19 protein-coding genes are annotated in these 19,920 nt (G+C 67.7%); 7 read left to right on the forward strand and 12 right to left on the reverse strand.

From position 1 onward, the window contains the following. Window positions 1-65: 65 nt before the first annotated feature. The gene (locus ACIHAX_RS15435) at window positions 66-1,646 is read left to right on the forward strand and encodes a serine hydrolase (RefSeq protein WP_397278081.1); all 1,581 of its coding nucleotides are present in this window, start codon (window positions 66-68) and stop codon (window positions 1,644-1,646) included. A gap of 137 nt (window positions 1,647-1,783) precedes the next feature. Beyond that, the gene (locus ACIHAX_RS15440) at window positions 1,784-2,215 is read left to right on the forward strand and encodes a hypothetical protein (protein WP_364426599.1); all 432 of its coding nucleotides are present in this window, start codon (window positions 1,784-1,786) and stop codon (window positions 2,213-2,215) included. A 117-nt stretch (window positions 2,216-2,332) separates the two neighbouring features. Here ACIHAX_RS15440 and ACIHAX_RS15445 read toward each other — a convergent pair whose 3' ends face one another. The 5 genes from ACIHAX_RS15445 to ACIHAX_RS15465 all read right to left on the reverse strand — a co-directional run bounded on the left by ACIHAX_RS15445 (window position 2,333) and on the right by ACIHAX_RS15465 (window position 8,358). Continuing rightward, entirely contained in the window at window positions 2,333-2,716 is a 384-nt protein-coding gene (locus tag ACIHAX_RS15445; RefSeq protein WP_364426602.1) for a VOC family protein, read from the reverse strand. Between the two features lie 308 nt (window positions 2,717-3,024). After that, the gene (locus ACIHAX_RS15450; RefSeq protein WP_364426605.1) at window positions 3,025-3,900 is read right to left on the reverse strand and encodes a DUF4231 domain-containing protein; all 876 of its coding nucleotides are present in this window, start codon (window positions 3,898-3,900) and stop codon (window positions 3,025-3,027) included. Between the two features lie 134 nt (window positions 3,901-4,034). Next, window positions 4,035-5,453: a hypothetical protein gene (locus tag ACIHAX_RS15455; protein WP_364426609.1), complete on the reverse strand. Its 1,419-nt coding sequence runs from the start codon at window positions 5,451-5,453 to the stop codon at window positions 4,035-4,037. A gap of 168 nt (window positions 5,454-5,621) precedes the next feature. After that, on the reverse strand, window positions 5,622-6,887 hold the full coding sequence (locus ACIHAX_RS15460) for a cytochrome P450 (RefSeq protein WP_355074441.1): 1,266 nt from the start codon (window positions 6,885-6,887) through the stop codon (window positions 5,622-5,624). A 358-nt stretch (window positions 6,888-7,245) separates the two neighbouring features. Continuing rightward, window positions 7,246-8,358 (reverse strand): hypothetical protein, encoded by a 1,113-nt coding sequence (locus ACIHAX_RS15465; protein WP_355074125.1) that lies wholly within the window; start codon window positions 8,356-8,358, stop codon window positions 7,246-7,248. 1,060 nt (window positions 8,359-9,418) lie between these two features. On the opposite strand from ACIHAX_RS15465, the gene ACIHAX_RS15470 reads away from it, so the two are divergent. Beyond that, the gene (locus tag ACIHAX_RS15470) at window positions 9,419-10,180 is read left to right on the forward strand and encodes a DUF4239 domain-containing protein (protein ID WP_397277992.1); all 762 of its coding nucleotides are present in this window, start codon (window positions 9,419-9,421) and stop codon (window positions 10,178-10,180) included. 98 nt (window positions 10,181-10,278) lie between these two features. After that, the gene (locus ACIHAX_RS15475; protein ID WP_397277994.1) at window positions 10,279-11,172 is read left to right on the forward strand and encodes a hypothetical protein; all 894 of its coding nucleotides are present in this window, start codon (window positions 10,279-10,281) and stop codon (window positions 11,170-11,172) included. Between the two features lie 86 nt (window positions 11,173-11,258). Here the strand turns inward: ACIHAX_RS15475 and ACIHAX_RS15480 are convergent, their stop codons facing one another. Beyond that, complete coding sequence (locus ACIHAX_RS15480; RefSeq protein ID WP_355074129.1) at window positions 11,259-12,020, reverse strand: 3-hydroxyacyl-CoA dehydrogenase; 762 nt, start codon at window positions 12,018-12,020, stop codon at window positions 11,259-11,261. A gap of 238 nt (window positions 12,021-12,258) precedes the next feature. Here ACIHAX_RS15480 and ACIHAX_RS15485 point away from each other — a divergent pair, with 238 nt between their 5' ends. Continuing rightward, on the forward strand, window positions 12,259-13,110 hold the full coding sequence (locus ACIHAX_RS15485; protein ID WP_397277996.1) for a crotonase/enoyl-CoA hydratase family protein: 852 nt from the start codon (window positions 12,259-12,261) through the stop codon (window positions 13,108-13,110). Between the two features lie 34 nt (window positions 13,111-13,144). On the opposite strand, the gene ACIHAX_RS15490 is transcribed toward ACIHAX_RS15485, so the two are convergent. The 4 genes from ACIHAX_RS15490 to ACIHAX_RS15505 all read right to left on the reverse strand — a co-directional run bounded on the left by ACIHAX_RS15490 (window position 13,145) and on the right by ACIHAX_RS15505 (window position 16,583). Beyond that, window positions 13,145-13,969 carry an alpha/beta fold hydrolase gene (locus tag ACIHAX_RS15490; protein ID WP_397277998.1) on the reverse strand — a complete coding sequence of 275 codons (825 nt, stop codon included), beginning with the start codon at window positions 13,967-13,969 and terminating at the stop codon, window positions 13,145-13,147. 27 nt (window positions 13,970-13,996) lie between these two features. Then, a complete protein-coding gene (locus ACIHAX_RS15495) occupies window positions 13,997-15,205 on the reverse strand; it encodes a cytochrome P450 (protein WP_397278000.1) in 1,209 nt (402 codons plus the stop codon). A gap of 33 nt (window positions 15,206-15,238) precedes the next feature. Then, window positions 15,239-15,808: a fatty acid desaturase gene (locus tag ACIHAX_RS15500; protein ID WP_397278002.1), complete on the reverse strand. Its 570-nt coding sequence runs from the start codon at window positions 15,806-15,808 to the stop codon at window positions 15,239-15,241. A gap of 124 nt (window positions 15,809-15,932) precedes the next feature. After that, on the reverse strand, window positions 15,933-16,583 hold the full coding sequence (locus ACIHAX_RS15505) for a cyclase family protein (RefSeq protein ID WP_397278004.1): 651 nt from the start codon (window positions 16,581-16,583) through the stop codon (window positions 15,933-15,935). A 134-nt stretch (window positions 16,584-16,717) separates the two neighbouring features. Between ACIHAX_RS15505 and ACIHAX_RS15510 the strand changes: the two genes are divergently transcribed. Further along, window positions 16,718-16,924 carry a hypothetical protein gene (locus ACIHAX_RS15510; protein WP_355074149.1) on the forward strand — a complete coding sequence of 69 codons (207 nt, stop codon included), beginning with the start codon at window positions 16,718-16,720 and terminating at the stop codon, window positions 16,922-16,924. On the opposite strand, the gene ACIHAX_RS15515 is transcribed toward ACIHAX_RS15510, so the two are convergent. Next, a complete protein-coding gene (locus ACIHAX_RS15515; protein WP_364426636.1) occupies window positions 16,908-17,825 on the reverse strand; it encodes an alpha/beta hydrolase in 918 nt (305 codons plus the stop codon). The genes ACIHAX_RS15510 and ACIHAX_RS15515 overlap by 17 nt on opposite strands. A gap of 129 nt (window positions 17,826-17,954) precedes the next feature. After that, a complete protein-coding gene (locus tag ACIHAX_RS15520) occupies window positions 17,955-18,731 on the reverse strand; it encodes a TetR/AcrR family transcriptional regulator (protein WP_364426639.1) in 777 nt (258 codons plus the stop codon). Window positions 18,732-18,877: 146 nt separating this feature from the next. Between ACIHAX_RS15520 and ACIHAX_RS15525 the strand changes: the two genes are divergently transcribed. Further along, window positions 18,878-19,864 carry an oxygenase MpaB family protein gene (locus ACIHAX_RS15525; protein WP_397278006.1) on the forward strand — a complete coding sequence of 329 codons (987 nt, stop codon included), beginning with the start codon at window positions 18,878-18,880 and terminating at the stop codon, window positions 19,862-19,864. The last annotated feature ends 56 nt before the right edge of the window (window positions 19,865-19,920 follow it).

The following is a 19,920-nucleotide window of genomic DNA, read 5'->3' on the forward strand; positions in this document are numbered from 1 at the left end:
TAGCCTTTATCTGGTCTTTTGTCGCTGCGACAGCCAGGAGGCGATCCGTGAGCACACTGCGGCGCATGTTGCTCGGCCCCGTGGCGATGGCGACGGTCCTTATCCTCGCGATAGCGGGGTGCGGCGGCGACGGAGCGGACTCCACGCGAGCGGGAGCACCGTCCAGTTCCGCGGTGCTGCCCAACCGGATCGCCGGTGTGCCGATACCGGACGGCCGGATCGACGATGCCCTGGGCGAGCTGGACCGGCTCGCGGAAGACCTGTTCGCCTCCTCCGGGGTTCCCGGCATGGCGGTCGCCGTCGTTCACGGCGGAAAGGTCGTGTACAGCAAGGGATTCGGCGTCCGCAACGTCGTCACCGACGAGAAGGTCGACCCGGATACGGTCTTCCAGCTGGCGTCGTTGTCCAAGCCGGTCGGGGCCACGGTCGTCGCCCGCCGGATCGCCGCGGGAGGCGTCGAATGGGACACTCCGGTGCACCGGCTGCTACCGTCCTTCGCCCTCGCCGATCCCTACGTCACCGAGCACGTCACGATCGGGGATCTGTACGCGCATCGCTCCGGACTGCCCGATCACGCGGGCGACCTGCTGGAGGATCTCGGCTACGACCGCGGTCAAATTCTCGACCGGCTTCGGCTGTTGCCGCTGGGCACGTTCCGCGATTCCTACGAGTACACCAATTTCGGGCTGACCGCGGCCGCCGTCGCCGTGGCCACCGCGGCGGGAACCGATTGGGAGACGTTGTCCGCACAGACCATCTACGGTCCCCTCGGCATGAATTCGACCAGTTCCCGCTACACCGACTTCGTGTCGCGCGCGAACCGCGCGGAGGGGCACGTGCTGATCGAGGGGAAGTACGAGCCGGCGAACCCACAGCGCCAACCGGACGCGCAGTCCCCGGCGGGAGGTGTCAGCTCCTCGGTGACCGACATGGCCAAATGGATGACGATGGTGCTCGCCGACGGCTCCGCCGGAGGCTCGGTCCTGGTGCCATCGGAGGATCTGCTGCCCGCAATCTCTCCGCAAGCCGTGTCGGCGCCACCGAAAACGCCGGACGCGCGGGCCGGGTTCTACGGATTCGGCTTCAATGTGAGTGATTCCGCCGCGGGCCGCGTCGTGCTCGGTCACTCGGGAGCGTTCGGCCTCGGCGCGGCCACCGCGTTCACCCTGATCCCCTCGGCCGACGTCGGCATCGTGACGCTCACCAACGCGGCCCCGATCGGCGTGCCGGAGACGCTGAACGCGGAGTTCGCCGACCTGGTGCAGTTCGGGGAGGTCCAGCAGGACTGGCGCACTCTGTATCGAACGGCGTTCCAGCCGCTCGGAGCACCGGCCGGGGCGCTGGCGGGCAAACAGCCGCCCCCCGACCCCGCACCCGCGCGACCGGCGGCGGCATACGCGGGTACCTACGACAACGCCTACTACGGACCGGCGACGATCAGCGCCACCGATCAATTCCTCACGCTCACCCTGGGCCCGAACAACATGACCTTCCCCTTGAAGCACTGGAACGGCGACACTTTCGTCTTCACGCCTCCCGGCGAGAACGCCCCGCACGGATCGGTCTCCCAGGCGAGGTTCGACGGCGACAAACTCACCCTCGAGTACTACGACACCGAACACCTCGGCGTGTTCACCCGACGGTGACGGTCGCGCCCACCCCGACCGCGACCCCGGGCTCCGGCGCACGGCCCGCAGCCGGTCGCGGACGCCGTCCATCCGTTTCCCGGGGGTTTGCCGACCACCGTTGCGGGAAGTCGCTGAATGCAGGAGAGGAGGCAGCGATGACCGAACCGAACGAGACATACGACCCGCCGCAGGACACCGGCGCGCCCGACGCGGTCGAGACCGATGCGGCGGCCCTCAGCAGCGCCGAGGATCTGGACGAGGATCGGCTGCGTTCCGACCCGCTCGAGGCCGGAATGGACCCACCGGAGCACTGGAGCGGCGTCACGAAGTACGGCGTGACGCAGTGGGAGCAATCTCATCCTCGACCGCTCGGCGACCGGCTCGCCGAAGAGGAGCCCGACACCGATGCCGGAGTCCTGGAGACCCAGGCCACCGGCACCGAGGACGACCGAAAGCTCCAGGACATCACCGACGACCGCGACCAGGTACTCGCCGCGCACCGCTACGAGGAGGAAATCGGTGTGGCGGCCGATGTAGCGGGCGGTTCGGTGGCCGATGACATCCGGCACCCGGCCCCGCCCGAATGAACTGGAGCATGCCCGCCTGATCGGTACCGCCGTGGCCCGGCCCGCCACCCGGATAAGACATCCGCCGCATATGGCGCGATCGCTTCCGGCGCGGCAGGACCGGGCGCGGATGGAGTTTTACTCGTCCGGGAGCAACACCAGGCAGAACGTATGCCCCACCGGGTCGGCATAAACACGGAAGGCTCCATCGGTTTCGTCCTGCACGAGTGTCGCGCCCAACGCGAGCACAGCGGGCTCGGCTTGCTCGATATCGTCCACCAGGACGTCGAAATGTACTTGCTGTGACCCCTCGGGATCCGGGAAGCGCGGGGGCTGGTAGGCGGGCGCCGTTTGGAACGCGATGCGCCGACCTGATGCCTCGACCAGCACCACCCAGTCGTCGTCATCGTCCTCGAGCAGATCTCCCCCGAGCAACTCTTGATAGAACCTGGCGAGTTTGCGCGGCTGAGGGCAATCCAGCACGACGCTGCGCAACTGTCCGACCCCATTGTTCGATGCCATATTCCGACCTCCAGACCTATGCCATTCGTCGTTGCCTACCCGCGCCGCTCGGCGGCAAACGCGGGCGGTACATCCGAGCCCCGCGCCCGTCGCCGCTGCGACGGATCACACGGGCCGAAGGCAGGCCGGGCCGAACGCAACGGCCCGCCCGGCGCTACGAAACACGCCGGACGGGCCGCTTCCCCGTTCGCCATGCGACGCCGCCACGTCACACAGCTTGATCATGGTAAGCGCCCACGCCTGGCATATCCGGCAGCCACGCCGGATCATCCGATGTCCGATCGATGCGGCACTGTCGTGCACGCAGGTCATTCGCCGTGCGAGGCTCGCCAGAGCGTGTGTTCGCGGCTGATCGCTTCCTCGGCGTCGGATACGGCGTCGGCCCAAGCGGCTTCGGTGTCGTTCTGTTCCAAGACCTCGGCGACGATGCTCAATTCATTCGAGGCGACGGCATAGGCGGCGGCGCCGGTACTGTGCTGACGGGCCGACGACCAGGCGGCCAGGCCCGCCACCCCCGCCGCGAAAATGCCTGCGAGATCGAAGTTCACCGCGTTGAACGCCTTCGCCAGCGCTCCCGCGACACCCGCGACCTCGAAAACGAGTGCCAGCGTGCCGAACAACTGAGACCTGCGCTGGTGGTATCCGGATTTTCCCGCGTACCACCGTTGCTGTTCCCGGATGCGGTCGTTCAAGTAGACGCGGCGCCGTTCGTCGAACGGTGCGGAGCGCAGCCGCCGCATGCGATCGGTGATGGCCGGGGCGGTGGTCGGCCGCAACGCCAGCGCCGAGATATCCTGACGCAGCAGCATGAGTCGCTCGATCAACATCCGATCGGCCTCGCCCGGAGACAGCGTCCCGACGAACGGCGCACCCTGTACCGCGTACTTCCAGGTCAAGGTCTTCACCGATTCGGCGAGCGCGCGACCCTCGTACCAGGACTTACCCGGACGTCCGCGCAGAACGCCCACATCGACCGCGAGGATTCCGACGAAGGCCATCGCCGTGAGGATGGCCGCGATATCGGTGCCCGAAGCGCCGACGCGTATGGTGAATGCCGCGCACGCCGCCGCCACCACGGCCAGCCAAAGCCGAGCTCCGTAGGCGCGAAGATAGAACTTCTGGCCGTACAGCGACGCCGTGTCCGCGGACTGGAACAGCCCGGGGTAGTCGTCAGCCTGCCGCACGGGCCGCGGGACGCGTTCGAACCGACATGGCCGAAGCGTAACAGGCGACAGGTCCGTATCGAATCCTTTTGCGCTGCTTTAGAATTACGAGTCGACCATCGCCGATCGCCATTCCCGACCACGCATTCGCGACATCAACCACGGACTTGCAGATCCGCCATCAGATACCGGGTGGCGGCCCGATGACCGTCGGTCACGGCGATCCGGGCCGTCCGCGGGGTGGTGCCGGAATTCGGTGAGCGGCTGTCCATTCGCGACCAGTGATAGAGCACTTGCGCTTTCAGGAACGCCCGGTCACTCCGCTTGTCGCAGAGGAAGATGACTTCGGCAATGGGAAAGCGGTCGATCACACGTTGCAACTCGAATCGTGTTCCCGCGTTCGCCGGCACGTATCCGGCGAGGTCGAGCACGACGTAGTCGACCCGGGACAGCAGTGTGTCCACCGCCGCCTGCCAGAAGCTGACGTGGCAGAGGATCGAGCGAACGGGATAGCTGCCCGCGGGGTCGCGGACCTTGACCGCCAGATCGGTCACCCCGAGCAGCCGCCTGCGTCCGGGTGGAAACGGTACGTCCGAGTGTTTCGCCAGTTCTTCGCGCAACATGCGCGGCGACGCCACGAACATGGTGCGGAAGGCATTGCGCCTGCGCACGTCTCGCACCTCCTCCGGACTCACCGACGCGGCGCTGCGCAGGAGATGCACATACCCGAACTCGCGCCACGCGCCGCGCAGGAATTCCCGGGCGCGCGCCCGATTGTCGAACAGGCGCAGATAGGCGATCTGTACCGGCTTCGCGCCGATCACATTCGACCGCGGCGAAACCTCGCGAAGGTCTCCCCCGCCCCGCGGCGGGGTGGTGAACCGCACGGTGAGCGCCGGAATCTCGCTCGCGCGAGACCAAGTCGGGTCCGGGCCGATCGGGCTGATCCTGGCGCTGTAGGCGGGGTCTTTCGACCACTTCTCGACCGTCCGGCTCGCATTCCAACGCCGCCACCGCAGCGCGACCGATGCCAGCAATACCGCCGCCGACAGGACCATCAGGCCGAGGACGGCAGGCTCCAGTTCCGGCGCCGGACGTTGCGTTCCGTCGGGTTCCTCCACGGTCACCCCGTAGACCAGGACCAAGACGAACAGCGCGACCGGCACCACGCCCCAGAGCAACCGTCGGCTCGCGGCCGCGCCGTGACTTCGGACCTCCTGCACCGTGGCCATGTGCGTGTCCAGCGGCGGCACCAGCATGGCGATCTGATCGGGATCACGGTCCACGCGTCGCCGCAGCGATCGCGCCCGCAACCCCTGCGATGCGTCGGTGACGGCCTCCGCACCGGCGGCGAACGCCCCCACCCCCAGCACGGCCAGCGGAAACAGCACCAGCTGCCGCCACGTCGACAGGTCCACCGCGGGCACCCAGGCCGCCAGCAGCTGCGGCCCGCGAGCCCAGACCACGACAACAGCCGCCACGGCCGCCACGAATCGAACGGCGTTTCCAGCCGCCGACCGCAGCGACGCGGTCTCCTCGCCCCGGACGCGAGCGTACAACTCGCCGCCGCTCATTCCGCTGACCACCGCTGGCGTACCGTCCCGCCCCTGTGCCGACGAACATCCGTATACCGATGGCTGCGCCTGTCGCGCCGGCGATATCGCCGGGCATGTCAGCCGCTTTCACCGGCGAGCACCAGTATGGACCCGAGCCGGTGAAGACACATTCGTTATCGGCCGGGCCTATATGACGCGGACCGGCGCGGATTTCGGGAAGACGACCGGTAAGGCCATCAGTGCCCGGTGGAACGGTCCCGGCCGCCATTGCAGTTCGGCCTTGCCCAACTGGATTTCCGGCAGAGCGTCGAACAGCTGGTCGATGGCGTTCTGCACCGTCATGTAGGCGACGGATTTCGCCGGGCACGCGTGCGGACCCGCACTCCACGCCAGATGGGAACGATTGCCGATACGACTGCCACCTGGCTCGTCGGTCCCACGGATCTGAGGATCGTTGTTGCACCCGGCGAGGCTGATGACCACCGGCTGGTCCGCGGGCAACCAGACCCCGTCGACCATGATCGGCTGCCGCGGGTACGTCGTGCAGAAGTTCGCCATCGGCGGATCGTTGAACAAGACCTCGTCGAGCGCGTCGGTGGTGGACAGGTTCCGTCCGAGGACGTCACCGAAGCGGAACCGGTCGTCGGTGATCATCAGCAGCACGGCGTTGGTGATCAGATTGCGCTGCGCCTCGAATCCGGCCCCGTAGAAGCTCATCAGCTGGGCGAAGATCTCGATGTCGTCGAGTTCGGTCGAGTGGTGCGCCAGCCGCGAGGTGACGTCGTCGCCGGGATGTTGGCGCTTGAGCCGGATCAGCTGCATCAGCGCATCCTTGAGCATCTTCATGCCCTCGGGCCCCCGCACCGTGTCGAAGCGCGCGGCCATACCGGTGGCGACTCGCTCGCCGATCTCGGCCGGGCAGCCGACCATCTGGTTGAGGACTTCCAGGACCAGCGGAAACGCGTACTGGGTGACCAGATCGGCGGATCCGTCCGCGCAGAACGCATTGATCAACGGGACGGCGATCTGTTCGACCGTGGTAGGCACGTCGAACAAATCGATCCCGTCGATGGCGTCGACGGAAGCATGCCGGTAGCGATCATGGGCGAGTCCGGTGTTGTACCGTGCCGCCGGATACCACTCCATCATCGGCCGCACCGGAGAATCGTCGGGAATGGTCTTCTGCCAGGTGCGCGGATCGGCCGGGAAATGGTCGGGATCGCTGAGGATGCGCACCGCGGTCTGGTAGCCGATCACCAGGGTGGCAGGAACGCCGGGCGCCAGCTCGATCGGAACCAGCGAGCCGTGCTTGCTCCGCATCTCGCGGTAGGCATGGTGCGGGTCGGTGACGAACTCTTTCGTATACATCTGGACGCGCGGGGCGTCCGCTTCCGTCAAGGGTCCGTGCTGGACGGGGCACGCTCCGGTTCCAGTGGTGTGCGGCGCGGCCATCGGGGACTGTGGTGTGGTCAAGAACGTGACTCCAGGTAATGGAACTGCAATTCGACGAAAGTGATCTGTGAGCGGGTACACGTGCCTGCCGGGACCTGTCGTCCAGAGCTCGGCGACCCGCATACGCTAGCAACATAGCAACGCTCCGATCCCTCCGCTGACGAAGGCGGCGCCGACATACGGCCGAGAGGCACGTCGGGACAAGGCAATTCGCCGAATTTCGGCACGAAAGCACGCTGTAGGCGCTGGTCGGGAGCGCACGATCCGGTCGCCGCGCATCGGCTCCGGGTCGTGTTCCGCACCTGGGGGGCGTCGCCGCTCCCCTGCGGTCACGCGCGGTCGGCTACCGCACGGCAGATCACTGTTCGGGTCCCCCACCGCCGGCCAGGCCAACCGTCGTCGCGGCCGCCTGCCGCGCGTCGTCGACCGTGCATCGGCCGAGTCCGCAGGCGGTGGCGACACCGTAGGCCTCGCGTCCGGCGGCTTGCTCGAAGAGAGCGAGCGCGCGGGCGCTGTCCTCTTCGGAGTCCGGGGAGACGACACCGGCGATCACTTTCCAGTCGGGATCGAGTTTGCGCAGTGGTGCGTAGAACCGCGGGTCCAGCGGCGCCGGCTCGGCGCCGTAGGCGCACGGGATGTGCACCGGCGGCAGTGGTGTGCCCTGTTCACGCAGCAGCCGTGCCGTGCGGCCGAGCAGCTTCACCGCCGGAGTGAGGGTGCGCGGGGTGAGCAGGCTCTTGTGCTGATAGTCGCCGTAGCACAGGTGCACGATCGCTTCCGCGCCGATTCGGTGCATCCGGCCGAGGAAACCAGCGAGTTGCCGCGCGACGAGCGGTGCCAGGACCCACTGCGAACGTAGTCGTTCGGCCTTGACCATGCTCAGCAGTGCGATCGGCGACTCCAGCTGCCAGACCACGCGGTCACCGTACCGTTCGACGACCTCGGTCATCTCCTGAATCACCGCTTCGGTGAACACCGGCAGCTGCCGAAGCGCGCCGACCACGAGCCCGGAGCGCCGCACGGCGGGCCAGACGGGAAGCCCACCGGAGACCGCGGCGCCTGCGAAGACGAACATCGCCAGATCCAGCGGACTGGGTTGGCTGATCTGGACTTTCGTTCCGGCCAGCTCCGGACGGTCGCTCCGCAGCGATTCGAACGTGTCCACGACCTGGCCGATCCGCTCGACCCGGTCCATCGAGACGTGCCGCGGCTCCAACGTGCGCCCGGATCTCAGGCCGTAACTGGGGAAGTCGCTGTAGTCGGCGTACTCGCCGGGGCGGACGATCTCGAAGACGTCGGCATGCTGCTTGCGCGTGCGCAGATAGTCGAGAATCCAGTCCGGATCGAGATCGCAAGGCACGGCGGTCACCGGCCGTCCCTCGCTGTGGTCGGCAAACCATTGCATGACGGCACGATCACCCGTCATCAGCTCGGCAGGCAGGCTGCCGACATAATGCGCGTATCTGGTCATCTGTGGCTCTTCTGTTGTCTGGACGCGCGATCCGCGACCCGGGAGCATTCCCGTTACGCCGATCGGTAGCTGTGCAAGCGTACACGGACACGCCGGAATCCCGCACCCCCTGATGTTCCCACGCTATCGACCAGCGGATGAACGTTTCCGAAGCCGTTCCGCCGTCGCGGCAGGTGCTGCGGTGGCCGAGTCGGCCAGCCACTGCGGACCGGGACCTGTTGTGTGCCAATGGCTTAACCCCATGCTTCGATGCGAGCCCCGAACGGCGGCGACTACCGCGACAAAAGCACCGGACGAACCCAACGCCCACCAGACCCGGCACAGCGGTCACTATTGCGCTGACTCCAGCAGGCGTGCAGCCGATACGGGGTGCTTGCCGGCATCGTTCGGTGATCGGCAAAGTCGCGGATCACGCACCCTTCGGCTGCGCAGCAGCAACTTCCTCGCACAACGCTGCCCCGGGGTCGGCACCGGTCACCGTAGTCCGGGGCGACCGACCGCAGCAGTCCGCGCCGCGTCCTGGACGAATTGCGGCGAGGCATTCCGAAAATTTCCCACGCGCAGGCGTATTCGCGGTCTACCATCGGTGTCGTCCGAACCGATTTGCTGGATAGGACAATTCGACGGCGCCTGGTCCGTATCGGCGTCGTGTCGTGTTATCGCTTTGCTGTGCACCACTGATCAGATCCGAACAGACGCAGACCATCGACAGCGTGCTCGTCGATCGTCTCGGTATCCATCTCGGGGGTGAGGGCCACGCATGACCATCGAAACGCCTGTCCGCGACAATTCCGGCTCGCCTGGTAGCCGCGACCCGCTGAGCGTCTCGACCGGCTCGCGGGATCGCGTGATGTCTCGTCGGCAGCGCTGAGAGCTTTCCGATCCGAGCATGATTCGCTCGGGATGACCAGGTCGCCGCAGTACCGCTGAGCGCAGGCGCATCGATCGACCTCGGACACGGCGATGCCCGGAATTCATCGAATCCGTAGTGCGACAAGCGCTGCGGTACGTCGCCGACGCGGCGGTCGCGAGAACCACTCAGACAGAATGGAGTCCCCGCATGGCCTTCGAGTTTCTCGTGCCCGCTCTCACCGCACTGGTCGCGGTGGTCGTCTTCGTGGCGGGGGATCGCCTACATCCGAAGGCATGGCGGCACACCGACGACGACACCGTCGGCGCGCTGGTGCTCAACTTGATCAACACGATCTTCATGGCGGTGGTGGCGTTCATCGTCGTGATCGCCTGGCAGCAGTACGACAACGCGCGCAATCACACCATCGCCGAAGCCAAATCGCTCATCGACACCTACTGGGCCGCGCACGGGATGCCCGAACCCGACCACACGCGCATCCAAGGACTGGTGCGCGATTACACCGAGCAGGTTCTCACCGCGGAATGGGCCGTGATGGCCGACGACGGTCATCTCAGTCAATCCACCCAGGACACCCTCGATACCCTGCGCGACGCCGTTGCCGTGGTGAATCCGGCCGATCCCGAGGTAGACACACTTCGCACCAGTGCGCTGACCAGCCTCGACGCGGTGGCGCAGGCACGTGCCGATCGCGCGCTGGACGCCGGTTACCGCGTTCCCGGCTTCCTCTACCTGGCCATGTGGATCTGCACGGTCCTGCTGCTGTTCAGCGTGGTCCTCTCCGGCGTCCAGGTCACCAAGCGCACCGTCGTGACAACCGCGCTGCTCGGCGCCATCGTCGGCGTGGTGATCCGGGCGATCTACAACCTCGACGAGCCGTTCTCCGGTGGGAACGTGGTCCCGAAGGAGGCCTTCGAACTCGCACTGTCCCGGTACCAGCACACGACGTGATCTTCCGGCCGGTTCCGACTACGACGAGGCGACTGCACATGCGACGCGAGCGAAACACATCTCGAACACCGCGAATGGCCAAGGGATTGGCCGCTGCGATGCTGCCCCTGACCATAGCGGCACTCCTGGCCCAGCCGCTGGAAGCCTCGGCGGAGGCACCGCCGTGGCCGCCGTTCGGCGACCTCGCCACCGGGAGTGCGGTGACCGGATCCGAGCCGGTGGGCGCCTTCGCGGGCGGTGGTTCCAGCGACCGCCCCGCCACATCGTCCGGTAGCGCCGCTGCCGAAGGTGAGACGTCCGGTGGGTCCCTGAGTCTCGGCCCGATTCGGCTGCCTTCCGGCAGCGCCGGCCTCGTCGCCACCGGCAGCGCCGGGACCGCCGGCGCTCGCGGCGGTCCGCTCGCCACCGGCGATGCGGAAACCGGCGGCGCGGCACGCCCGGCGCCCCACTCGGACGTCACGGCGGAACAACCGGCCGCGACGCCGGGAGTCGACACCGGCAGCGTCCAGCTGGCGTGCACCGGCAGCGCCGTGACGGGCAGCGCGTTGCTCCTGCTCGGGCTCGTGACCGGCAGCGGTTTCGGCTCCCTCGTACCTGGTCTCATCGGCCCCGGATCGAGTGGATCGGGCGTGGGCAGCGCCGCCGCAGGCAGTGCCGCTACCGGCAGCGCAGTGCTGACGTGTCTTCTGCTGCTTCCCACCACCCCGCCCCCGCCCATGAGCCCCCTCCAACTCGGTCCGCCTGCCCCGGAACTCCCTATCGTTCCGGCTCCCGCAGCTGCCCCTACACCGATACCGCCGCAGGCCGAACGTCCCCTACCCGAGCCGCGCCCTGCCCAACAGAACCGGCCACGCGGACGGGACATCCAACCCGCCGAACCGGCCCCCGACCCGGCCGTCTGGAACCTCATGAGGCTGATGACAGTGCTGGTGGTCACCGTCATCACCGTCGTCGGTATCCGCCTCGCACCCGGCCCCAGACGAACCCGTTAGATCTCCGATCCGCGCAAGGATGGTGCGGGTGCCGAAACAACCGGCACCCGCACCGTCCTCACTACTCGGAGTCCCTCCGGCACACCTCAGCGGGGCGCCATCCGGATGGCGCCGTCGAGACGGATGGTCTCGCCGTTGAGCATCGGGTTCTCCACGATGTGGCGCGCGAGCGCGGCGTATTCGCTGGGGTCGCCCAGGCGCGAGGGGTGCGGGACCTGAGCGCCGAGGGACGCGATGGCCTCGTCCGGCAGCGTGGCGAACAGCGGAGTGTGGAACAACCCTGGCGCGATGGTCACGACCCGGATCTTGATGGCCGCGAGGTCACGCGCCACCGGCAGGGTCAGGCCGACGATTCCACCTTTGGACGCCGAGTACGCCGCTTGCCCGATCTGGCCGTCGAAGGCCGCCACGGACGCGGTGTTGATGATGACACCGCGCTCCTCACCCACCGGATCGGTCTTCGCGATCCGTTCGGCGGCCAGCCGGATCACGTTGAAGGTGCCGATCAGGTTGACGTTGACGACCTTGGTGAAGTCCGCCAGCGGGAACGCCCCGTTCTTGCCCACGGTCTTGATGGCGTTGCCGATGCCCGCGCAGTTGACCGCGATCCGCAGATCGCCCAGCTCCTGCGCGGCGTCGAGGGCCGCTGTGACCTGCTCCTCGTTCGTGACGTCCGCCGCCGCGAAGACCACGCCGTCGCCGAGTTCTTTGGCGACGGCCTCGCCGGAGGACGACGGCAGGTCGATGATCACGACCTTCGCTCCCTTGCCGTGCAGCTCCCGCACGGTCGCCAAGCCCAGTCCCGACGCACCACCGGTCACGGCCGCGACCGAGTTGCTGATCTCCATCCCACTCCTCTTCTCCGGGTTGTCGAACGACAGCGCGAAACGCCGTCCGACTGGTCCGCGCTGTCACCCCGACACGGGGAGCCAGGCGCCGTGACCAATCGAGACACGGCGACAGGCTAACCGTACGGGCAGCGCTAAGTAAACAGTCATTCTCCTTCGAATCGATACGCCGGTCGTCCAATGTCACCCGAACCCCCTGCAAGAGCGCGGAAATCGGCGTGATGGCAAGCTGTTGGTTATGGCCGATATTCGCCTGGACGTCTCCGACGCCATCGCCACCATCACCCTCGACCGCCCGCGGCAGCTCAACGCGTTCACCACCGCGATGGGCACGGAGCTGATCGATGCCTTCGATACCTGCGACCGGGACGATCGAGTTCGCGCCGTGATCATCACGGGCGCCGGACGCGCATTCTGCGCGGGCGCGGACCTGTCAGCGGGTGCGGAGACCTTCGTCGCGGGCGACCAGGACGCCGCGGAGTCCTTCCGGGACAGCGGCGGCGAGGTCGTCCTGCGCATGTTCGAATCGCGCAAGCCCATCATCGCCGCCGTCAACGGCCCCGCCGTCGGCGTCGGCATCACCATGACGCTCGCGGCGGACTTCCGCATCGCCGTCGACACCACCCGCATCGGGTTCGTCTTCAATCGACGTGGCATCGTTCCCGAGTCCTGCTCCAGCTGGTTCCTGCCCCGGCTGGTCCCCATGCAGACCGCACTGGACTGGGTGTACTCGGGCCGCCTCGTCGACGCGAGCGAGGCCCGCGAAGCGGGATTGTTCTCCGCGCTGCATCCGGCGGACACCCTGCTCGACGAGGCGCGTGCGCTCGCGCGCCGCGTCACCGAGCATTCCGCGCCGGTCTCGGTGGCCCTGTCCCGGCAGATGCTGTGGCGCAACCTGGGCGCCGAGCATCCGATGATCGCGCACCGCATCGAGTCCCGCGGCATCTACCACCGAGGCGCGAGCGCCGACGCCAGGGAAGGCGTGACCGCCTTCCTGGAGAAGCGCCCCGCGCGCTTCCCCGACAGCGTCGATCGCGACCTCCCGGACCTTTTCGGCGATGATCTCGCGGTCCCGCCGTTCCGGCTATGAGTTTCTCGCTGGTGACCACCGACCTGTCGGTGCGTCAGAATCCGTCGACGGTGGCGAGGAACTCCCGCAGCAACGCGGTGATCGCCGCGGGTTGTTCCAAGCTGCTGGTGTGACCGCAATCCGCGATGGTGTGCAGGCGCGCGCCCGGGATCGACGCGGCGATGCGCTCGGATCGCGCGGGCGGCGTCGCAATGTCGTCGGTGCCGACGGCGACAAGCGTCGGCACCGCGATGGCGGCGATCTCGTGTTCCACCGAAGCCCGGTCGGCCACGCCGAGGACTGCTCTGCGAACGGCGGCACGATCACAGCGCCGCAGGCGTGCGGCCCACGCATCGATGACGGGTCGATTCGCGGGGTCGGCGCGGAAACTCGGACCGAAAAGGTGCGGTTCGATCCGGCCCAGGACCGGTTTCGCGCCGAACAGGCGCAACGCGAGCGCGAGCCGCTTGTACTCCCCGATCTTGCCGGGGTCCTCCGGCTCGGCGCTGCTGTCCAGCAACGTCAGTGAGCGCAGCAGCGTGCCGTGCCGCGCCGCGATCCGCTGCCCGACGAAGCCGCCCATGGACAGACCGGCCCAGTGCACCGGAGCGATCCCGAGTCGCCGGATCACCGCGACGGCGTCACCGGCGAGGGTGTCCATGTCGTAGCCGTGGGCCGTCGCCGGGGTCGCGCCCTGGCCTCGCCAGTCGATCGCGATACAGCGGTAGTGCTCGCGCAACACCTCGATTTGCGGCTGGAACATCCAGCCGCCGAACAGCAATCCGTGACCGAACACCACGGTGGCCGCCTCCGGGCGGTCGCGCGGCGCTCCGGTATCGGTATAGGCGATCGGCACGCCACCGACCGTTATCGTGGGCATGAGTTCGTCCTGCTCCGAAAAATCGCGCTACACCGAAATCGACAGTTCCGCGGGTCCACGCACGTTGATCCGTCCGTTCCAGCGCAATTCGTCGATAGTCGCCTCGGGGAACCGCCGCACGAAGCGAGTGAAGACGGCCCGTGCCTCGAGCCGGACCAGCGCCGCGCCCAGGCAGTGATGGATGCCCGCGCCGAAGGAAAGGTGCTGCTGCGCGTTCGGCCGGTCGAGGCGCAGCTCGTCGCCGTCGACGCCCCAGAACTCGGGATCGCGATTGGCGGCGCCGACGCAGGCGAGCACCAGGCTGCCCGGCGGAATCACCGAGCCGCCGATCGGCATGGACTCCACGGTGATCCGGCGCATCAGTTGCACCGGGGTGTCGTATCGGAGCAGTTCGGCGACGGCGTTCTCGGCGAGTGCGGGGTCTTCCCGGAGTCGTCTTGCCTGCCCGGGGTGGCGCAGCAGGGCGAGGATGCCGTTCGCGAGGTGGTTCACGGTCGTCTCGTGGCCCGCGATGTAGAGCAGCATGACCTGGGCGACCAGCTCATCCTCGCTCAGCACATCGCCATCGTGTTCGGCGGTGATGAGCCTGCTCAGCAGGTCGTCGCCGGGTGCGGCGCGTTTCCAGCGGACCAGGTCGCCGACCATGGCGAACAGTTCCTGGTTGGCGGACCGGACCTTGGCCTGCAAGGCGGGATCGGGCAGTGGTTCCAGCGCCAGCACGAGTATCGCGGTGAGTTCGCGCAGCCTGGTGTGCTCGACCACCGGGACGCCCAGCATCTCGGAGATGATCGCGAAGGGCACCGGGAACGCCAGTCCCGCGACCACATCCGCGGTGCCCGCCTCGGCGATGCGGTCCAGGGCGGCATCGATGAGTGCCTCGGCCCTGGGCCGCAACGCCTCGATCGCGCGGGGCGTGAACGCCTTGGCGACGAGGCGGCGCAGGCGGGTGTGATCGGGCGGATTCCGGTCCAGCATGGACAGTCCGCGCATCATGCGGTTTTCCTTGCCGAGCTCGCCGCTGTCGCTTTTCCAGGTCGGCAGACGGGTCAGATCCTGTTCGTCGACCGACTGCGCCGACCGCTGCAGCGCGGCGGCATCCTCGTACTTCGACACGATCCAGAATCCGAGCGGGTGCTCGTGCACGGGTGCGGCGGCCCGCAGCCGGTCGTAGTGCGGATAGGGATTCTCGGCGAAGCCCGCGGCGAACGGATCGAACACGAAGCTGTCGGTGGTCACGGCCACTCCTCCTGGTTCACGAGTTGACCAGTTTCACGTTGCGCATGGTGACAAGTGCCGTGGCGCACAATGTTTCGTCCTCGTCGCGGACCGAGAAGACGTCCGTGGCCGCGATGGTGATGAGTACTCGTGGCGACGCATCCACAGGAAATGCGAATGCGCCAGGCCGCGCAGCGTTCCGCGTAGACCACCGCCGGAAAGGTTCGGCGAGTGCGGATCTCCTTCGCGATCGCTGTATTCGTGATGCCGCCGATGCAGGGCCACCCAGGACACCACGCCGCCCTGTCCGGCCATCGAGCCGAGCACCGCCAGCACCGCGGCGACCCACGGCGCCGCCGTGAACGTGCGATGGGTGAACAGCCGGTGGTAGCCGACGGTCACGCCGAGGCCGGTGGCCAGCCACATCGAGAACAACAGCAGGAATTCGGTCAGGCCGAACGGATGCACCCGGAGAAAGGCGAACGCAAAAGCCGTGCCGAGAATCGGCAGAATATCGAATAGCAGGAAGTGCCGACGTTGCAGCCGATGAATGTAAGGACTGCTGATCGTCTTCCTGCGGGGTTCCGGCTTCTCGCCGTTCGGATCACTGTCTTCGGCAATCACTCGACTACACCTCGTCGGTCCAGGGGCCCGATCTCGCCGGCGGGACCGCTCGACCGTAACCCCGCCGGCGAGAGGAACTTCGGCAGAGCAAGAGCCCCCGATCGTGGGATCGAAAGCGTCTATGTCACCACCACGCCACGACGCGCAGCGGAAACGAGCCCATCCCGCGCACCGGCGCAGGCAGTGCGACGAGTCTGGCGCCGGTGCCGGGGAGCGCGTCCAGGTTCGTCATCTGCTCGATGATCGGGATTCCCGCGCCCAGCAGCGTGTGATGGCACGGACGTGTCGGCAACGACGTGTCGTCGACGTCGAGCGAGTCGATGCCCACCAACGCCACATTGGCGGCGACCAGCGCATCGGCGACCTCACCGATCAGGAACGGATGCCCGGGCTCCCGGTACGCGGCCGAACCCCACTCGGACGACCAACCGGTGTGCACCAGCACCGCCTTGCCCCACAGGAGCGCGGGATCACCGAGCAGGTCGGGGCCCACCGCGCGCAGTCCCCGCGCGCGGATAAGGACGATCGGCACGTTGAACAGCCGTTCCAACGGCAACTCGGCGATGTCGGCGCCTTCGGCGTGGAAATGGTAAGGCGCGTCGATGTAGGTCCCGGTGTGGCCGACCATATCCACGCGTGCGATGTCGTAGGCCATGTCGATCAGCGGCGATCGGTCGCGCGCCACGGCCGTGGTGACGCGTGGTGCGGGCAGGCCCGGATAGGTGAGCATGCCGTCCGAGACCGGATGCGACAGCTCCACGATCGCTCGGCTCATACCTGGGACGCTACCGGCCGATCCCGTGCCCGTACACGGAGTCGTCGCGGGGCCGGACGCGGTGAAAGCGCCGATCGCGATCGGCACATGCGCGTCGCGCCGAAGAAGCGCAGAATGGACACCGGAAGGTCATCATGCGAGCGCTACAGGGCCTGCTCGGCGTCGTGCTGGGGATCCTCACGGCCGTGCTCGGCACGGTACTGGGGCTGGTCGCGGCCGTGCTGTGGCTCGTCGGCGCGATCCTATGCGTGACGGTGATCCTGCTTCCGCTCGGTCTGCCGGTCACCAAACTCGCCCGCCGCCTGTTCACCCTCTCCCGGCAACTCATGCATCTGCCCTGACGGCCGTCGCCGCGGGTCGGTCGATCAGGTTTCGTATGGCTTCAATGACGGGGCCGGGCATCTCCTCCGGCAGGAAGTGTCCGCACCGCACGGTCCCGGCGCGAAGATCGTTCGCCCATCCCGACCAGATCGATAGGGGATCGAACGGAAGCACGACCTCGCCCGGATCCTGCCAGAGCGCGGCGACGGGCATGGTCAACCGGCGGCCCGCACGACGATCGGCTTCGTCGTGGACGTTGTCGATGGAGGCGCTGGCCCGATAGTCGGCGCACACCGCGCGAACGGCGCCGGGCGCGCGGGCAGCCGCGAGGTATGCGGCGCGGGCTTCCCCGGGAATCGCGCCGGGTATCCGGCACCAGTCGTCGAGGAAGTGCCCGAAGAACAGATCGGGGTCGGCTCCGATCATGCGCTCGGCCACGTCGGAAGGTTGTGCGAGCAGGTACAGATGGAAGGCGAAGATGCCGGATGTCCCGTGCAGGGTGGACCACATGTCCGCGGCGGGCAGCACGTCCAGAATCGCGAGATGGCTGATCGCGTCCGGGTGGTCCAAACCTGCACGGAACGCGACCAATCCTCCTCGATCGTGTCCGGCGAGCGCGAATCGCTCATGGCCCAGCGCCCGCATGAGCCCGATGATGTCGGCGGCCATCGTCCGTTTCGCGTAGGTGCTGCCATCCGGCTCGCCGACGGGCTTGTCGCTGTCGCCGTAGCCGCGCAGATCAGGGCAGATCACCAGATGGTCGCGAGCGAGGTCCGTCGCGACGTGCCGCCAAGCGAAATGGGTCTGCGGAAAGCCGTGTAAGAGCACGATCGGGGCGCCTGCTCCGGCCATGGCTACGTGGAGACCGATATCGCCGACCGTCACGCGATCGTAGGCGAATCCAGCAATCCTGTTGCGCATCTCTCGGACAGTAGGACATGGCACCGACAAGCTCTGGGCACGTGCACCGGTCGAAAACCACTGCGGCGCTGTCGATCGTCAGCGAGAACTGAGATCCCCGGCTTATCGCGTGCGGCCGAACAGTAGCCGCTATCGGGAGCGGCTAACCCCGCCGGGATGCGGGAACAACAACGGTGCGAGAAAACGCCGGGCGAACTCCTTCGCCGCCGCGGCGTCGGCGAGCGGGAGCGCGCCGCGCGGATTCGAGATGAACGACATCGTCAGGCGGACGAACAGCTCGGCGACCACCTCGGCGTCGAAGACGCCCAGCTCGCCCCGCTTCTGCCAGTGCACTATGAAGCGCGCCACCAATGCCCGTCCCTGCTCGATGAATTCGTCACCGGTGAGGAAACGGGTGAGTTCCCCTGCCGCGGACGAGACGCGAAGGCTGCGCGTCAGCAACCGGGGGGCCTTCGCCTCGCTCACGAACGCCGAGAACATCTCCGCCAGCGCGCTGACCGGACCCGCCGAGCGCTGCACCGCCTCGGCCACGATGATCCCGACCCGTTGCGACTCGGCCATGAGGGCGTAGCGGACCAGCGCGGACTTGGTGCCGAAACGGCGATAGACCGTGGCGACGCCGACACCGGCCTGCTCGGCGATGCGGACCATGGTCGTCTCCTCGAAACCCACCTCGGCGAAGCAGTCGCGGGCGGCCTCGACGATGCGGCGAGATCGGGCGTCCAGCGCGACGAGATCGGCCCATACATCGCCCACCGCGGCCAGAAACTCCGGGACGGTCTGGTCACCGCCGCGTCCCTGCGGGCGCGTGGCGGAATGCGGTTCGGCCGGGCCCACGTCACCCGCGGTCTTGTTCCGCCTGGTGCTCGTCTCGGGCTTGCTCGAATCGTTTCGCTGCGCCCTCATCGGCGTGAGCCTACCGCCCGTCCCGTGCGGCGCCTCACCACCACCGTCAGCTCTTCCGCGTCCCCGCATGCGGGGACCCGTTCACCACGTCCACAAATGATAGTCTTGAAGCCATATCACTATCACCCGTAGTTCAGAGGTGACCCATGACGACGAACGCAGAGCTGCCCGTTGTTTCAGAGCCCGGCGTCGGCGCGGCGCCCTTCGATCGGGTTCGCCCCGAGGTCCTCGCCGAGTTCCGCAGGCATACCGGCAGCGTGCTGTCGGGCGTCTTCGCCGGCGCCGCCTTCGACCAGGTCGCGCTCGTCCCCGTCGCCGCCGCCGTCGACCGTACCGGCCGCTTCGCCGCGAACTTCGCCGATCGTGGCGTACGTTCGAGTTTCTCGGCCCTGCTGGCGATGTGGGGCGACCCTGCCGACCGGCTGGCCGAGGCCGAGTGGCTCAAACAGCGCCACCGTGACGTGCACGGCCGGGGTCGCGGCGACTATCACGACGTCCGCTACAGCGCCCTCGATCCGCAGACGTGGATCTGGGTGGGGGTGAGCGGGATGTTCGTCGCGCTGAACACCTTCACCTACTGCACCGGGACGGTGCTGCGCCCGGAGGAGAAGGAAGCCGCCTATCAGATGCTGCGCGAGGGGTTTTCCGGGCTGGAGTTGGCGGCGCGGTCGGGCAAGCTACCCCCGGACCTGGCGTCGGCGACCGAATACTACGACGCGATGGTGGAGCGGGAGCTGTCCTCGAACCCGTTCCTGGTCGAGCAGTTCGCGGGCCTGACCCGGCTCCCGTTGCCCACCCTCGGGCTGCCGCAGCTCGTTCGCACCGTGCTCATGCCGTTGTGGCTGCTGCTACGCCCTTTCACCGGTCACGTGATCCAGGTGTGCTCGGCCGAGGTCATGCACCCCGGCGTCCGCCGCATGGTCGGGTTCGAGCTGAAGCGGCGCCACCACCTCGAGTTCGCCGTGTACGTCCGTGTGCTGCAAGCGGCATGGCGTCTGCTGCCGGATCGGTTGCTGCTGCTCCCGCTGGCCTACAACCGCCTGCAATACGAGAAGCTCGTCCGCTATCACCGCAAGTACGCGCTGGACTCCTTCGCGCCGCCCCCGGGCTCGACGGGCGGTTGCCCGGTCTGAGACGGCCACTCCCCGCCGGGGGCAAGGCACGCCGCACCGCACCGGAAGGCATACCG

This window comes from Nocardia sp. NPDC051929, assembly GCF_044548645.1.
Classification (GTDB): Bacteria; Actinomycetota; Actinomycetes; order Mycobacteriales; family Mycobacteriaceae; genus Nocardia; species Nocardia sichangensis.

What these genes read in the sequence shown, in the direction of transcription:
- ACIHAX_RS15435 (WP_397278081.1), top strand. Translation starts at nt 66, where the DNA reads ATGTTGCTCGGCCCCGTGGCGATGGCGACGGTCCTTATCCTCGCGATA.
- ACIHAX_RS15440 (WP_364426599.1), top strand. Translation starts at nt 1,784, where the DNA reads ATGACCGAACCGAACGAGACATACGACCCGCCGCAGGACACCGGCGCG.
- ACIHAX_RS15445 (WP_364426602.1), bottom strand. Translation starts at nt 2,716, where the DNA reads ATGGCATCGAACAATGGGGTCGGACAGTTGCGCAGCGTCGTGCTGGAT.
- ACIHAX_RS15455 (WP_364426609.1), bottom strand. Translation starts at nt 5,453, where the DNA reads ATGAGCGGCGGCGAGTTGTACGCTCGCGTCCGGGGCGAGGAGACCGCG.
- ACIHAX_RS15460 (WP_355074441.1), bottom strand. Translation starts at nt 6,887, where the DNA reads ATGGCCGCGCCGCACACCACTGGAACCGGAGCGTGCCCCGTCCAGCAC.
- ACIHAX_RS15465 (WP_355074125.1), bottom strand. Translation starts at nt 8,358, where the DNA reads ATGACCAGATACGCGCATTATGTCGGCAGCCTGCCTGCCGAGCTGATG.
- ACIHAX_RS15470 (WP_397277992.1), top strand. Translation starts at nt 9,419, where the DNA reads ATGGCCTTCGAGTTTCTCGTGCCCGCTCTCACCGCACTGGTCGCGGTG.
- ACIHAX_RS15475 (WP_397277994.1), top strand. Translation starts at nt 10,279, where the DNA reads ATGCTGCCCCTGACCATAGCGGCACTCCTGGCCCAGCCGCTGGAAGCC.
- ACIHAX_RS15480 (WP_355074129.1), bottom strand. Translation starts at nt 12,020, where the DNA reads ATGGAGATCAGCAACTCGGTCGCGGCCGTGACCGGTGGTGCGTCGGGA.
- ACIHAX_RS15485 (WP_397277996.1), top strand. Translation starts at nt 12,259, where the DNA reads ATGGCCGATATTCGCCTGGACGTCTCCGACGCCATCGCCACCATCACC.
- ACIHAX_RS15490 (WP_397277998.1), bottom strand. Translation starts at nt 13,969, where the DNA reads ATGCCCACGATAACGGTCGGTGGCGTGCCGATCGCCTATACCGATACC.
- ACIHAX_RS15505 (WP_397278004.1), bottom strand. Translation starts at nt 16,583, where the DNA reads ATGAGCCGAGCGATCGTGGAGCTGTCGCATCCGGTCTCGGACGGCATG.
- ACIHAX_RS15510 (WP_355074149.1), top strand. Translation starts at nt 16,718, where the DNA reads ATGCGAGCGCTACAGGGCCTGCTCGGCGTCGTGCTGGGGATCCTCACG.
- ACIHAX_RS15515 (WP_364426636.1), bottom strand. Translation starts at nt 17,825, where the DNA reads ATGCGCAACAGGATTGCTGGATTCGCCTACGATCGCGTGACGGTCGGC.
- ACIHAX_RS15520 (WP_364426639.1), bottom strand. Translation starts at nt 18,731, where the DNA reads ATGAGGGCGCAGCGAAACGATTCGAGCAAGCCCGAGACGAGCACCAGG.
- ACIHAX_RS15525 (WP_397278006.1), top strand. Translation starts at nt 18,878, where the DNA reads ATGACGACGAACGCAGAGCTGCCCGTTGTTTCAGAGCCCGGCGTCGGC.